The 15,340-nt window shown below is 65.9% G+C and carries 11 protein-coding genes; 8 read left to right on the forward strand and 3 right to left on the reverse strand.

The features are described 5' to 3' along the window. Positions 1-67 precede the first annotated feature (67 nt). From AC1C2N_RS03885 to AC1C2N_RS03905, 5 genes are all read left to right on the forward strand, one after another. Positions 68-1,801 (forward strand): ABC transporter ATP-binding protein, encoded by a 1,734-nt coding sequence (locus AC1C2N_RS03885; protein WP_483405701.1) that lies wholly within the window; start codon positions 68-70, stop codon positions 1,799-1,801. Beyond that, positions 1,798-3,783: an ABC transporter ATP-binding protein gene (locus AC1C2N_RS03890; RefSeq protein ID WP_495432945.1), complete on the forward strand. Its 1,986-nt coding sequence runs from the start codon at positions 1,798-1,800 to the stop codon at positions 3,781-3,783. Before AC1C2N_RS03885 ends, AC1C2N_RS03890 begins: the two co-directional genes overlap by 4 nt. Before the next feature lie 150 nt (positions 3,784-3,933). Then, positions 3,934-5,103 (forward strand): DUF4192 family protein, encoded by a 1,170-nt coding sequence (locus AC1C2N_RS03895; RefSeq protein WP_495432947.1) that lies wholly within the window; start codon positions 3,934-3,936, stop codon positions 5,101-5,103. A gap of 86 nt (positions 5,104-5,189) precedes the next feature. Beyond that, positions 5,190-5,987 (forward strand): PP2C family protein-serine/threonine phosphatase, encoded by a 798-nt coding sequence (locus AC1C2N_RS03900; RefSeq protein WP_483405704.1) that lies wholly within the window; start codon positions 5,190-5,192, stop codon positions 5,985-5,987. 126 nt (positions 5,988-6,113) lie between these two features. Continuing rightward, entirely contained in the window at positions 6,114-9,464 is a 3,351-nt protein-coding gene (locus AC1C2N_RS03905) for an FtsK/SpoIIIE domain-containing protein (RefSeq protein ID WP_495432948.1), read from the forward strand. Positions 9,465-9,537: 73 nt separating this feature from the next. Here AC1C2N_RS03905 and ald read toward each other — a convergent pair whose 3' ends face one another. Together ald and AC1C2N_RS03915 are read right to left on the reverse strand one after the other, a co-directional pair. After that, positions 9,538-10,656 (reverse strand): alanine dehydrogenase, encoded by a 1,119-nt coding sequence (gene ald, locus AC1C2N_RS03910; RefSeq protein ID WP_495432949.1) that lies wholly within the window; start codon positions 10,654-10,656, stop codon positions 9,538-9,540. A 127-nt stretch (positions 10,657-10,783) separates the two neighbouring features. Further along, positions 10,784-11,797: an asparaginase gene (locus AC1C2N_RS03915; protein ID WP_495432951.1), complete on the reverse strand. Its 1,014-nt coding sequence runs from the start codon at positions 11,795-11,797 to the stop codon at positions 10,784-10,786. 37 nt (positions 11,798-11,834) lie between these two features. Between AC1C2N_RS03915 and AC1C2N_RS03920 the strand changes: the two genes are divergently transcribed. Then, positions 11,835-12,305 (forward strand): OsmC family protein, encoded by a 471-nt coding sequence (locus AC1C2N_RS03920; protein ID WP_483405707.1) that lies wholly within the window; start codon positions 11,835-11,837, stop codon positions 12,303-12,305. Between the two features lie 38 nt (positions 12,306-12,343). Here the strand turns inward: AC1C2N_RS03920 and AC1C2N_RS03925 are convergent, their stop codons facing one another. Next, positions 12,344-13,054: a lysophospholipid acyltransferase family protein gene (locus AC1C2N_RS03925; protein WP_483405900.1), complete on the reverse strand. Its 711-nt coding sequence runs from the start codon at positions 13,052-13,054 to the stop codon at positions 12,344-12,346. A gap of 132 nt (positions 13,055-13,186) precedes the next feature. Between AC1C2N_RS03925 and AC1C2N_RS03930 the strand changes: the two genes are divergently transcribed. Together AC1C2N_RS03930 and dxr are read left to right on the forward strand one after the other, a co-directional pair. Then, positions 13,187-14,212 carry an FKBP-type peptidyl-prolyl cis-trans isomerase gene (locus AC1C2N_RS03930; protein WP_495432952.1) on the forward strand — a complete coding sequence of 342 codons (1,026 nt, stop codon included), beginning with the start codon at positions 13,187-13,189 and terminating at the stop codon, positions 14,210-14,212. Positions 14,213-14,252: 40 nt separating this feature from the next. Further along, positions 14,253-15,338: a 1-deoxy-D-xylulose-5-phosphate reductoisomerase gene (gene dxr, locus AC1C2N_RS03935; protein WP_495432953.1), complete on the forward strand. Its 1,086-nt coding sequence runs from the start codon at positions 14,253-14,255 to the stop codon at positions 15,336-15,338. Positions 15,339-15,340 lie beyond the last annotated feature (2 nt).

Below are 15,340 nucleotides of genomic sequence, written 5' to 3' on the forward strand. Positions count from 1 at the left end.
AGCTGCTCAGCTAGGCTCGCTGGGTGGATCTGCCGATCGGTCGGCGGTACCCCTGATAAGGACTCCCATGCTCGCAAAACTCGTCGGCCGCTACCTGAAGCCCCACTGGCCGCTTCTCGTCGGTGTCGTCGTTTTTCAGTTTGCGCAGGCAATAGCGTCGCTGTACCTTCCCACCCTCAACGCCGACATCATCGACAACGGCGTTGCCACCGGAGACACGGCGTACATCCTGAGGGTCGGGATGCTGATGCTCGGCATCACCCTCATCCAGGTGCTGTGCGCGATAACTGCCGTGTACTTCGGAGCCAAGGCGGCGATGAGGCTCGGTCGCGACGTCCGCGCGGCGGTGTTCACCCACGTCGGCCGCTTCTCCGAGCGGGAGGTGTCGAAGTTCGGGGCTCCGTCGCTGATCACGAGAAGCACCAATGACGTCCAGCAGGTGCAGATGCTCGTCCTCATGACGTGCACGCTGATGGTGTCTGCGCCGATCCTCGCCATCGGCGGTGTTGTCGCGGCGTTGAGCCTCGACCTCGAGCTGTCCTGGCTGATGGCGGTGTCCATCCCGGTGCTTCTCATCGCTGTCGGGCTCATCATCGTGCGGATGATTCCCTTGTTCCAGTCGATGCAGAGAAGGATCGACCGGGTCAACGGAATCCTGCGGGGCCAGCTCACCGGCATCCGCGTTGTCCGCGCGTTCGTGCGGGAGGCGGAGGAGACGTCTCGCTTCGAGAAGGCCAACGATGAACTGACGGATGTCGGCCTTCGCGTCGGTCGTCTGATGGCGCTGATGTTCCCGATCGTCATGCTCGTGCTCAACGTGTCGAGTATCGCCGTGCTCTGGTTCGGTGGGTTCCGCATTGCTGACGGTTCCATGGAGGTCGGAACCGTGATGGCGTTCCTCCAGTACCTCATGCAGATCCTCATGGCGGTCATGATGGCGACGTTCATGGCGGTGATGATCCCGCGCGCAGCGGTGAGCGCTGACCGGATCGAAGAGGTGCTCTCGACCGACTCAACGGTGCGGCAGCCGGACCGGCCGGTCTCGACACTGGATGTCGCTGGGAGGATCCGGTTCGATCACGTCGAGTTCTCCTATCCCGGTGCAGAGCAGCCGGTGCTGCGTGACATCACGTTCGACATCGAACCGGGCACGACGACAGCGATCATCGGATCGACGGGATCGGGAAAGACGACACTGATCAATCTGCTTCCCCGGCTTTTCGACGCGACCGGTGGGCGGGTGCTCGTCGATGGCGTCGCTGTCAATGAAACAGATCAGGACCTGTTGTGGTCGAAGATCGGTATCGTGCCCCAGCGGCCGTATCTCTTTTCGGGCACTGTTGCGACGAACCTGCGGTTCGGAAAGCCTGACGCAACGGACGATGAACTCTGGCGGGCCCTCGAGACCGCGCAGGCGCGCGACTTCGTCGAGGCGTTCCCCGATCAGCTGGACGCGCCGATTTCGCAGGGAGGCGGCAACGTGTCCGGCGGGCAACGACAGCGACTCGCCATCGCCAGGGCGCTCGTAAAGCGCCCGGAGGTCTATGTCTTCGACGACTCGTTCTCGGCGCTGGATCTCGCCACCGATGCGCGACTGCGCGCGGCCCTCGCGAGGGATGTCCGGGGTGCGACGATGGTGATCGTCGCGCAGCGCGTGAGCACGATTCGGGATGCTGACCAGATCATCGTCCTCGAGGACGGCGCGGTTGAGCGCACGGGAACCCACGAGGAGTTGCTCGAGTCGTCTGAGACCTATCGGGAGATCGTCGAGTCGCAGCTCGCCGTCGAGGAGGCACTGTGAGCGACATCGACGAGGTCGACGACGACGCACCAGTCAGGGTTCCGGCGCGACCACCTCGCGGTGGTGGTCCGTTCGGCGGAGCGGGGATGCCCGCCGAGAAGAGCATGAACTTCGGGCCGAGCGCGAAGCGTTTGCTCGCGAGGCTGAGGCCTGAGCGGTGGAAGCTCGTCTTTGTCACGGTCCTCGCCGTGATCAGTGTCACGCTGTCCGTGATGGGACCGAAACTCCTCGGTGACGCGACAAACATCCTCTTCGAGGGCGTCATCTCCCAGGGGCTGCCCTCCGGTGCCAGCAAGGAGCAGATCGTCGACTCGCTCCGTGCGACCGGCGATAACGACCGGGCCGACATGCTGAGCGGAATGACTCTCACGCCGGGACAGGGCATCGACTTCGGTGCCCTCTCCCGTGTGCTGCTCATCGTTCTCGCCGTGTATTCCTTTGCCTTTCTCTTCGGCTGGATCCAGGCTCTGGTTCTCAACGGTGTCGTCCAGAGGACGATGTACCGGCTTCGCGAGGACGTCGAGGTGAAGGTCAACCGCCTTCCCCTCAAATACTTCGACAGGATGCAGCGCGGTGAGCTGCTCAGCCGGGTCACCAATGACATCGACAACATCGCACAGACCCTGCAACAGACGCTCAGCCAGGTGCTGGTGTCGCTGCTCACCGTGATCGGCGTGCTGATCGCGATGTTCACGATCTCACCGCTGCTCGCACTCATCGCACTGGTCACGATCCCGGCGACGATCCTCATCACCGGTGTGATCGCCAAGCGGTCACAGAAGAAGTTCGTCGCGCAGTGGAAGCACACCGGTGAGCTCAACGCGCAGATCGAGGAGATGTACTCAGGCCACGCCATCGTCAAGGTCTTCGGCCGTGCCCGCGAGGTCGGGTCACGGTTCTCGTCGAAGAACGAGGAACTCTACGAGGCCAGCTTCGGTGCGCAGTTCATTTCCGGCATCATCATGCCGTCGATGATGTTCGTCGGTAACCTCGTGTACGTCGCCATAGCGGTCGTCGGTGGAATCCAGGTCGCGACCGGAGGCCTGAGTCTCGGCAGCGTGCAGGCCTTCATCCAGTACTCCCGCCAGTTCACCCAGCCGCTGACCCAGCTCGGGTCGATGGCCAACCTGCTCCAGTCGGGCGTGGCATCCGCTGAACGCGTCTTCGAGCTCTTCGACGCCGATGAACAGTCGCCGGATCCGTCCGACCCGGTGACCCCGCCACGAGACGGCAGGGGCCGCCTGGTCTTCGAGGACGTCTCGTTCAGCTATTCGCCGGACAAGCCCCTGATTTCCCACCTCAACCTCGTGGCGGAGCCCGGGCACACGGTGGCGATCGTCGGTCCGACCGGCGCAGGCAAGACGACGCTGGTGAACCTCATCATGCGGTTCTACGAGCTGGATTCAGGTCGGATCACCCTCGACGGCGTGAACATCGCCGAGATGACGCGCGACGACCTGCGCTCCCGCACCGGCATGGTGCTGCAGGACACCTGGCTCTTCGGCGGGACGATCCGCGAGAACATCGCCTACGGTCGACCGGATGCCACTGAGAAGGAAATCCTCGAGGCCGCCCGGGCTACCTACGTCGACCGCTTCGTGCACTCGTTGCCCGATGGCTACGACACGGTTCTCGACGATGAGGCATCGAATGTCTCAGCGGGGGAGAAGCAATTGCTCACCATCGCGCGGGCCTTCCTGGTCAAGCCGAGCGTTCTCATCCTCGACGAGGCGACGAGCTCTGTCGACACCAGGACCGAACTGCTGCTCCAGAAGGCGATGTCGGCGCTCCGGCAGGACAGGACGAGCTTTGTGATCGCGCACCGTCTGTCGACGATCCGCGACGCCGACCTGATCCTCGTGATGGAGTCCGGCGCGATCGTCGAGCAGGGAACGCACGCCGAACTGCTCGCGGCCGGCGGTGCGTACTATTCGCTCTACAACTCGCAGTTCGCCCAGGCAACGACCACGGACGACGCCTGATCAGGGTTGCCGACGCCTGATCACGGCGGCCAGCCCCTGATCAAGCGACGAACGAGGCGATTCCCCTCACAGTGGCAGTGGAACGCCCGTTCACTCACCGGAGCTGGAAGACGGCGCAGAGGCCGGGCATTCGCGGTGAAGACTGCCGTCATGACGACGATCATCACCGCGCACGGCGCCCACGACTTCCTTGCCCTCGTCCCCAGCCTGGCTGGCTTCGTGCCGCGCGACAGCGTGGTTCTCGTTGCCTTTCGAGGCAACCGCACCTGCGGCGCGCTGCGCATCGATCTGCCTGGCGAGGACGCACCGGCTCCCGTGCGCAAGGCGTTTGCCACGACAACGCTCGGCATGGTCTGCAGGATCCCCGACGTCGACGCGATAGTGCCGGTCGTTTATACGGATGACACTTTCGAGCGATACGCAGGACCACCACGTCGAGCGCTCATTGCCAATCTGACGACCCGTGCCAGACACGGGGGTTTCCTCGTGCGCGACGCGCTGTGCGTCGCCTCCGATGCGTGGGGGAGCTACCTCGATGACGGACCGCGGCGGGGGCGGTCGCTCGAGCTCATCGCCCAGTCGGCGGCGCGTCAGGACGAACGGCTGCCGCGCGACGCACCGGCACTCGGTGACGTCCCGGCACTCGACGACGTCGTGGCCGGCGCGACGCTCGAGGCGGCCGATGCGGCCGAGTGCGAACGTGTGTCGTCGCTGTACCACGTGCTCAGCGGGCTCAGGGAGAGTGCAGAACTCCTGCCGGTTCTCTACTGGGAGTACAACTTCGACGGCGATACCGTCGCGTTCGCCGATCATCTCGTCACCGCTCGCCCTGATGCCGATGCCGACAGCGGGAAGAACGCGGCGCTGCTTACCTTTCTCGTGCAGAGTCCGGCGGTCAGGGACACCGTGCTGATGACCTGGGGGTGGGAAACCACCGCGGGCGATGAGAGTGCCCTGACGCAGAGGATGTTCGCCTCGGGTGAGGACATCAGCGGGATGCCGGGCGCTGGTGCTCTCGGTGGGTGGGACATGCCGAGGCCGGACCCTGACCGCATTCGCTCGGCCATCGCCGTGCTGCGGTTCGCCGCGGCGCGCGTTCCGTCCGAGACCGCACCAGCGCTATTGACGATGATCGGGTGGCTGTACTGGGCACTCGGCGCCGGTTCGGTCGCGGCGAGGTGGATCGCGCAGGCTGTGGACATCGACCCGAGATACGGTCTCGCCGACCTCATTGGCACCATGATCGGCGCCGGACATCTGCCCGAGTGGGCCTTCGATGTGCCACCGGAAGCAACCCGGTGCGACGCAATTGACCCCTGAAGGCGACCCGAGGGAACCACTCGGTACATTCCGCCGGTATTATCTACGGAAGGGGCGACTCGCTCTGGCACCGAGAGGACGACCGCGTGACTGAGATTGACGTGCGCACCGATTCGTACGTCGTCGACGTGCCCAACGGACAGCCGCTCGCGCTGTCGTGGGCAAGTGTCACCGACACCGGCCGCAAGCGCCAGGTGAATCAGGATGCTCTCATCGTCGAGTATCCGGTCTTCGCCGTTGCAGACGGCATGGGCGGTCACGAAGCCGGCGAGGTCGCAAGCGCCGCAGTCATCGCGCGACTTGCTGAGCGCGTGGAGTCTGGCGAGACTGTCGACCGCATCGCCGTTGAGAACGCTCTCCGCGATGCCGTCGCCGACATGCTCGAACAGGTCGGCGAGTCCGACCTCGGCACGGGGACGACGGTCACGGGGATCGTGCTCGGATTTTCCGGTCCAGAGAACTCGGTCCCGTCCTGGACCGTGTTCAACATCGGCGATTCGCGGGTCTACCGGCTTCTCGGTGATGAACTCGTGCAGGTGACGCTCGACCACTCGGTCGTGCAGGAGCTTATTTCCATCGGCGCGATTACACCCGCTGAGGCGGAATCCCACCCGCACGGAAACGTCATCACCCGCGCGGTCGGCTTCTCAGACGAACCGCTTCCCGATTACACCGAGGTTCCCATCCAGGACAAGGCGCGCTGGCTCGTCTGTTCCGATGGGCTCACCAAAGAGCTGACCGACTTCGGTCTCAGGCACTTCCTTCTGCAGTCTCCGACTCCGGAGCAGGCTGTCCGCGCTCTCGTGGAAGCTGCCCTCGAGAACGGTGGCCGCGACAACGTCAGCGCCATAGTTTTGGACGAATTGCTCGTCTCCCGCGCCTGACCGCGGTTAATCGCGGTTCTTCGCCGGTCCCTCGTAGTACCCTCCACACGGGTATCGCCGGGAGGCTGCGTCCACCGGTGTCGTCCCGCTGTGTGGCCTGGCGTTCGGACATGATGTTGTGGATTCATGAGCGTCAGCGCGCCGAACGATGAACCGATCACCCTCCCGCAGCAACCCGTGCGCTCGCCCCCGTCGCCGTTTCCCGTCCTTGCGGCCCTGGCGCCGGTCGCGGTCTCGGTTCTGATCTGGCTCGTCACCGGATCATCGTTTGCCCTGATGTTCGCCGCGCTTGGTCCGGTAATCGCGATCGCGAGCGTGATTGACTCGCGGTGGTCGTCCGGCAGGCGGCTGAAGAAGGACCGCGCCGCGTATGCAGCCGAACTCGACAGCATTTCGCAGCTCATCGACTCGAGGCTCGACGAGGAGCGACAGGTGAGGAGACGGAACGCGCCGGGAGCGCGGGCACTCGTCGGTACGACCGGAATGGGCAGCACCGCAGCTCCATCTCGCCGGCCGCACGAGAGCGGAGAGCCCGACGTCGCGCGCTCGGTCCGACTCGGTCGCTGGCGCGTCAGCGGCGCAGCACGGACTCGCGTGGTCGTCGGTACCGGCACTCTGCCGAGCACCCTCCGGGTTGATGGCGCGGTGGACTCAGCGGCGGGTCGGGCGCTGCGCGATCGCGCGCGGTTCGCGTCGGGAGTCCCGGTCGATATCGACGCGACTCGTGGCATCGGCGTCGTCGGCGCCACGCTTCCCGCCAGGGGGTTCGCCAGGGGCATTCTGCTCCAGCTGTGCAACGCGATGGGGCCTGAGACCGCGGAGGTCCTCACGGAGGGCCCCGGATGGGACTGGGTGTCCGTTATGCCGCACGCGGGGACAGGGCGAGGCGCTCCGGTGACTGTCGTGGTCAGAGATCTGACCGCGGCGCCGGGGTCGCCTGATCTCCTCCCGGGCGGGCGCAGTCATGATCACGCCGGGTCCGGTTCCGCTTGGCCTGATCACGTATGGTCCGGTTCCGCCACGGCCACGGCCACGGGCGAACGTGCGACGATCCTGATCGTGCTCGCTCGCACGGTCGAGGAGATCCCGCCGGAATGCGGTGAGGTACTCGAACTGACGGGGTTGGCGACAGCGGTTCTCCACCACGGTGACTCCGACAGGTCCTCAGGAGTCGCCAGACCCGTAGTCCTTGCGCTCGAACTCATGACCGAGGTCGAGTGCGAGTTGTTTGCGACGGCACTCGCTGCACTCGCGGACAGGCTCGGTGTTGCGACAGCGGCAGTCGAACTTCCTGCACACGTCGGCTTCGGCGACGTTCACCGGCGCGCCGGTGAGGAGGGGGCGGTGAGCACGAAAGACGGGTCATCCCTCCGGGCGGTGCTCGGGATCGGGGACGGTGCCAGTGCCAGTGCCAGTGCCAGTGCCAGTGCCAGTGCTGCTGGTGGCGCCGGTGCTGGCGGTGGCACAGCGGTTGTGGTCGACATCGTGACCGAGGGGCCACACGCGATAGTCGGCGGTACAACAGGTAGCGGCAAGAGCGAACTGCTGACCACCTGGGTGGCAAGTATGGCGCTCGGGCATTCGCCGGCGCTCGTCACTTTCCTGCTTGTCGACTTCAAGGGCGGCAGCGCGTTCGCGCCATTGGGATCGCTGCCGCACGTGGTTGGACTCATCACGGACCTCGACGAGGTCGCCGCGGCCAGGGCGCTCGCCAGCCTCAGCGCAGAGATCGTGTATCGGGAAAGGACGCTCGCTGACCTCGGGTGTCGCGATATCGCCGAGGCGCGCGGCGCCTTCCCCCGACTCGTCATCGTCGTCGACGAATTCGCCGCCATGCTCGACGGCTTCCCCGATCTCCACGCTCTTTTCGTTGACATCGCAGCGAGGGGGCGTTCGCTCGGCATGCACCTCATTCTCTGTACGCAGCGCCCGGCGGGAGTGGTCAGGGACGCCCTCCTCGCCAACTGCGGACTCCGGCTGTCACTGCGCGTGCACAGCCGCAGCGACAGCGTCGCGGTTGTGGGCACGGATGCTGCAGCGCACCTGCCTGCGTCAAGGCCCGGTCGGCTTATTCTGGCCACAGGGGGCCGCGACCGGCAGGTGCAGGTCGCCGCGGTTTCACAGTCGGAAATCGAGAGCATTGCAGCGAACACACAATCCGGCGTCTCGCCGCGTCGGCCGTGGCTCGACCCGCTTCCCGACCGGCTTGCCCTGAACGATCTCGAGCCACCGAACGCGACCTCGAACGGCATCCCCGGCGCCATCCCGGGCGCGATCCGTCTCGGGCTGGCAGATCTGCCGGGACTTCAGCGGCAGGACACCGCGCTCTGGGTGCCGGAAACCGATGGGAGTGTTCTCGTCGTCGGTGCGGCGCGTTCAGGGAAAACGACGGTACTCGACACGGTAACCGCTGAGGCGATGGCAACCGGCGACACAAATAACCGGGACCCCACCGGTTCCGGCGCACGTCGCCCGGGCTGGCGGCTGGTTCGGGTCGGCTCTGACGATGAAGAGACCTGGGACACGGTGATCGGGCTCGCGGCCAGCCTCCGCGCCCCGGCGACAGCAGGCACCGCAGGCGTCGCGGCCACAGCGGCCACAGCGGCCACAGCGGGCACCGTGTTCAGGTCAACGGTCGCGGTTCTCCGACCGGGCGACAAGACACTCCTCCTGATCGATGATGTCGACTCCACCCTCGCGCGACTGGACGACGATTATGCGACCAGGCTCCGTGACGCCCTGGTGGAGTTGCTGCGCGACGGTCCCCGCCGGTCGGTGTGGGTGATGCTCACGCTCAAGCGGCTGGCGGGAGCACTCAGCGTGCTGTCCGGGTTTGCCGGTGCCGTGCTCATGCTGCGAATGGCGAATCGGCAGGAACACCTCATGGCGGGTGGTGACAGTGCGAGCTGGGTGGCCAATCGGCCGGACGGAAACGCGGTGTGGCGTGGGGCCACGATACAGGTCGCTGTCGCCGACGCAACAGTCGCCGACACAACAAGCGGCCCGGTGTCCGCGCCTGGGACCGGGACCGGGTCCGGGTCTTCATCTGGCCGGGCAGGGCCAGGCCGACATGGGCGAAGCAGCACCGCCCCCGAATACGTTCTGGGCCAGCACCCGCTGACGGTGCTCGTCTGCCGGTCTCCCCAGCACCGGGTGGAATCGATACTCAACGATCCGTCGTGCGAGCTGGGCCTGCGCGTGGCCGCGGTCGGAGGGGCGACGCGGCTCACCGTGGGGGACCTCGGACTCGGCACTCCCGGAGCCGTAGTACTCGTTGGCGACAGCGATGACTGGCAGACCCAGTGGGCACTGTTCGCTGCGCTCCGCCAGGACGCGGAACTCATTCTCGACGGTTGCACGGTCGCCGAGTACCGTGCACTCACCAAACGACGCGAGCTTCCGCCCCTCCTGGTCTGGCCCGGCCATGTCTGGCACGTCCCTCCCGGCGGCCAGGCGGAGCGGGTCAGCCTGCGGTGAAGCCAGCCTGCGGTGAAGTCAGCCGGACTCAGACCGCGCCTGCCCGGGGCCGCGACGACCGGCCAACGCTCGACTACTCCTCCAGGAGTGTCTCGACCGAGTGGTATTCGCGTCCGTGGGCGGTAGCGACCGGTGCACTGTAGACGGTGCCGTCGTGCACATTGAGCCCCTGGGCGAGGGCGGGGTCGGCGCGAAAGGCGTCCCGCCAGCCGCTGCTGGCAAGGGCGCGAGCGTACGGCAACGTGGCGTTGGTGAGTGCGTAGGTGGACGTGTGCGGTACGGCACCGGGCATGTTGCCGACGCAGTAGAACAACGAGCCATGCACGGTGAAGGTCGGATCGGCGTGGGTCGTCGGGTGCGAATCCTCGAAGCATCCGCCCTGGTCGACCGAAATATCGACGAGGACGCTGCCTGGCTTCATCCTCGACACCAGTTCATTGCTCACGAGCTTGGGAGTTTGAGCGCCGGGGATCAGCACCGAGCCGATGACGAGGTCAGCACCGAGCAGCGAGTGCTCGATCTCGAAGGCGTTGCTGGCGATGGTTTTGATCCGTCCGGCATAGATGGCGTCGAGTTCACGGAGTCTCGCGATGTTCGTGTCGAGAATCGTGACGTCAGCCCCGAGTCCGACCGCGACGGCGGCGGCGTTCGTGCCCGCGACTCCGCCGCCGAGGACCGTGGCCCGGGCGGGCGACGTACCGGGCACGCCGGGAACGAGGAGTCCCGGCCCGCCGTTGGGTTTAAGCATCGTGTTGGCGCCGACGATCGCCGACAGGCGCCCGGCGACCTCGCTCATCGGTGCCAGCAGTGGGAGGGAGCGATTCGGCAGCTGTACCGTCTCGTAGGCGATGGCGGTCATCCCCGAGGCGAGGAGCGCCTCGGTCAGCGCGGGCTCTGCCGCGAGGTGGAGGTAGGTGAAGAGCACGAGATCCCGCCGAAAGTAGCCGTACTCGCTCGCAATGGGCTCTTTCACCTTGAGCAGCAACTCCGCCCGCTCCCACGTCGAGGCGGCATCCGGAAGGATCGTCGCCCCCACGCGTTCGAAGGCAGAATCCGGAATGGATGACCCGGCGCCTGCTCCACTCTCGATAAAGACCTCGTGGCCGGAGAGCATGAGATCGTGGACGCCGGCCGGGGTGATGGCTACCCGGAATTCGTTGTTCTTGATCTCGCGGGGGACGGCAACTCGCATGGTGCTCCTCGATTCGCTGCCTGGCCCTGGTGGGGCCGGCATCTCAGGACGTCGCGCTGGAGTCCGACGTCACTGTCGGTTCGGGCCGGATCTGGCCTCGGCCTCAGCCTAGCGAGGGAGCATGCGTTTAGAGAGAGCCCGACACCCGGATTTCGCCGACAACAGCCGTGCCGCCGAGGACATCGAGGTTGAGGTCAGGTCGGATCTCCTCGATGGCGTCGCGGCTGAGGGCACCGGCATCCGCGAGCAGTTCGAGGCCGACGATTGTCGCGGCCCGAAGGCTCCCGTCGAGCATTTTCAGGGCGACCGTTGTGCCGTCAGGCGCAGCCATCACCATGACGCCTTCGGCGCCGAGCTTCGCGAACACGCCGAGCCTGTCGATCACGACGGTGTTCGGACGGCCGGGGCCGTCGATCGCCCAGCCGTCTTCGAGCGCCGCCTGGCACAGAATGCCGGCGTTCCGGTAGATCGCGAACGGTGACGTCGGGCTTGACGTCCGGATCCGGCTGATGCCGCGCGCGAGTCCGGCGAGCGACAGGGCGTGCACCGGCGCACCACAACCGTCGATTCCGGACGCTGCGGGGCGCTCGCCGGTGAACCTCTCGACGACGTCGAGGATCGCGTGCTGCAGCGGATGTTCCGGGTCGAGGTAGCTCTCGATGGGCCAGTTGTTCGTGACGCAGGCGAGCAGCATTGCAGCGTGCTTGCCCGAGCAGTTCATGTAGATCGGTGACTTGTCGCCGTTGTCCTTCAGTAACTCGTCGCGAGCGGCGCCGTCTGAGGGCCAGTCTGCGGGGCACTGGAGTGCGGTCTCGGTGAGTCCGGCCTGCGCCAGAATGCTGCGGACGACGGAGACGTGGCGCTGGGTTCCTGAGTGACTCGCCGTTGCGAGCACGGCGGCCGCGCCGCGAAGGCCGACACCGGCGTTCATCACGGCGATCGCCTGGAACGGCTTCATCGTCGACCGCAGGAACACGGGGGCACTCGGGTCGCCGAGGGATCGAAGCACGTCGGCGTGCTGGTCGATGACGATGGCGGAGCCTGAATGGCGTGATTCGACGAAGCCGCTTCGTTCGACGACGGCGAGTTCCACTGCGCTGGTCACCGGAAAAGTCTCGACGGGGTTCGCTGTACTGGTCACCGGTCAAGATTAGCCGGGATGATGACAGACTGAGGCCATGGCGCGTGAACACAGCTACGGCATCGATGTCGTGTGGCAGGGCAACCTCGGTTCGGGCACGAGCGGGTACCGGGAGTACAGTCGCGACCTCACCGTCTCAGCCGCTGGAAAGCACCAGATCGAGGGTTCGGCGGACAAGCCGTTCCGCGGTGACCTGTCGAGGTGGAACCCCGAGGAACTGCTCCTCGCCGCACTCGCCCAGTGCCACCTGCTCTCCTACCTCTACGTCGCCGTGACCGAGGGCGTCGTCGTCACCGACTACTCCGATTCAGCGACGGGCACCATGGTCGAAGACGGTGCCGGTGGGGGAGCGTTCACCGAGGTGCTCCTGCGGCCCAGGGTCACCGTCGCTGATTCTTCGATGGCGGATGCCGCGATGCGGGCGCACAAGAAAGCGAACGAGCTGTGTTTCATCGCGCGCAGCGTCAATTTCCCTGTGCTGCATGAGCCGGAGATCATCGTCGCCTGAAACCGACTCTCCGTCTGGCGGGACGCTGCGGGGGAGTGTCAGAGCCGTTCAGGCCGGAGTACTGCCCGCTTGATCTTTTCGATGGTGTCCGCTGGCGGCGACTCGTTGTATGCGTGTGCCAGTTCCTGGGCCGTGAGCGTGTGGATCGCCGCCATGATCTCGTCGGTGGCCTGCCGCCTCGCCTTGCCGCTCGTGGCCGGTCCGTGCACGGTGACGTCAATGGGCTCACCGAAGATGACGGTGACCTTGCCGAGTCGCGGGAACTTGCTTCCGACCGGCATCAGGTCAGCGGTGCCGATGAGTCCGACGGGGACCACGGGTGCCCCCGTCGAGAGCGCGAGCCACGCCACGCCGGTCCTGCCCTTGTAGAGGCGACCGTCGAGCGAGCGAGTGCCCTCGGGGTAAATGGCGAAAGCACTCTCGGTTTCGAGTATGCGTTTACCGGCATCGAGCGCTTCCTGCGCCGCCTGGCCGGCACCGCGCCGAACGCCAACAGCGCCGATCGACGTGAAGAAGGTGCGGGACGCCCAGCCGCGGGCACCCTTTCCGTCGAAGTACGACGACTTCGCCAGGAATTGCACCCTCCGAGGGGCAACGACGGGGATCGCAATGCTGTCGATGAACGACAGGTGGTTACTCGCGAGAATCACGCGGCCCGTCTTTGGAACGTTCTTCCTGCCGATGATCTTCGGGCGAAAAACGAGTCGAACAATGGGCATGAGAACAGCCCGGCCGAGCAGGTAGACCATGCCCGGCGCCGTGGGTTCCTGAAGCGGGGCTTGATCAATTGACACAAGGAAGCAGCGTACCCGTTCACATATTCTCAGTGACGCATGGGGCTCGTGGCACGCGTGTCACGAGCGTTCGCAGCAAATACAGAAATGACTACGGCAGACTTGGGGCTCACCCTTCCGTTTCAGAAAGTGACCTCTCCCTTGCGTACTCCCGTCTTTCTTGCTGCAGCAGCGGCATCCGCTCTCGTCCTGACCGGCTGCTCCGGCGGCGGTGAAGCCAAGCCGGACGCGACGACAGCGTCCGCAGAATGCCACGACACGAAGGAAGGCAGCGTCGTGACGTCGGTCGACATCTCGGGAGACTTCGGAGCGGCCCCCACTGTCGACTTCGCCGAACCGCTGAGCGTCGAGAAGACCGAGCGCACCGTGCTGATCAAGGGCGACGGCGAGGAGACAGCGCCGTCTGACCGCGTCGCCGTCGAGCTCACGCTGTACAACGGAACGAGCGGTGCGACGCTCGCACAGACCCGTTACGACAACCTCGGGACCCAGCAGATCGTCATCGACGACGCGTCAGGCATCCTTCCGGGCATCGTCAGGACCATCGAGTGCGTTCCGGCAGGCTCACGAGTCGCCGCGGTGATCAGCCCGGACGATGGCTTCGGTGACGTCGGTGCGTCCGATGGCAGCGTTGCGGCGACCGATTCGCTCCTCCTCGTCGCCGACGTCTTGAGCATCACACCGGAGAAGGCCACGGGCGCCGAGCAGACGCCGGTCGAAGGCATGCCGACCGTGAAGCTCGCGAAGGACGGCCAGCCGGCGGTCAGCATTCCGGAAACCGACCCGTCGCCCGAACTCCAGATCGCGAACCTCAAGCTCGGAGACGGTGAAGCGGTCCAGGCCGGCGACACAGTCACCATGCACTACCAGGGCGTCAACTGGCGCACCGGCGAGGTCTTCGACCAGAGCTGGGGCACCCAGATCGCGAGCTTCAAGACCGACGGGCTCATCCCCGGATTCACCGCTGGACTCGTCGGCCAGGCCGTGGGCTCACAGGTGCTCGTGTCGATTCCCCCGGCCCAGGGCTACGGCGAGGCCGGTAACTCCCAGGCGGACATCGAAGGCACAGACACCCTCGTCTTCGTCATCGACATCCTCGCCACAACGAGGTAGCGGCAGCACGCGAACGGATGCCGCTGGCTAGGCTGTGGGGATGCGACGCGTCATAATTCTCGGCTCAACTGGGTCCATCGGTGTCCAGGCCCTCGACGTCATCCGGGCGAACCCGGAGAGGTTCGAGGTGGTCGGCCTCGGTGCGAACAGCAAGCGGGACGAGGTTCACGCTCAGGCCGCGGAGTTCTCGGTCGACGACATTGCGTTCGGTGCCTCGGATGCCGAGCGGCTGGTGCGGTCGGTCGATGCTGACGTCGTTCTCAACGGCATCACCGGTTCGGTCGGACTCGGTCCGACACTCGCCGCTCTCGAGACCGGCCGCACCCTTGCGCTCGCCAACAAGGAATCGCTCATCGTCGGCGGTGACCTCGTGAAGCGGCTCGCGAAGCCGGGGCAGATCGTCCCCGTCGACTCCGAACACTCGGCCATCGCCCAGGCGCTCCGTTCTGGAACGAGCGCCGAGGTCCGTCGTCTCGTGCTCACGGCATCCGGTGGTCCGTTCCGGGGGAGAACACGCGAGTCGCTCACCACCGTCACCCCGGCAGAGGCGCTCGCCCACCCGACCTGGGACATGGGACTCGTCATCACGACGAACTCGGCAACCCTCGTCAACAAGGGCCTCGAGGTGATCGAGGCGCACCTGCTCTTCGACGTGCCGTACGAGCGCATCGACGTTGTGGTCCACCCTCAGTCGATCGTGCACTCGATGGTCGAGTACATCGACGGCTCGACGATTGCGCAGGCCTCACCGCCGAACATGCGCCTGCCGATCTCGCTCGGTCTTGACTGGCCGCACCGCGTCTCGGGGGTGGGGCGTCCGCTCGACTGGACGACGGCATCCACGTGGAGCTTCGAACCGCTCGACTCGGACGCGTTCCCCGCGGTCGACCTGGCGAAGACCGTCGGTCGTGCCGGTGGGGCCTACCCGGCAGTTTTCAATGCAGCCAATGAACAGGCGGTCGCGGCGTTCCACGCGGGAGGTCTCGGCTTCGTCGACATCGTCGACACCGTCAGGCGGGTCGTCGATGCGCACAACCCGGACGGGGAGCTCACCCTCGAATCCCTCGCCGAGGCCGAGTCGTGGGCGCGAGCCACGGCTGATCGTCTGATCGCAGGACTCGGCTGACG

This window comes from Mycetocola sp. Y791, from assembly GCF_059445325.1.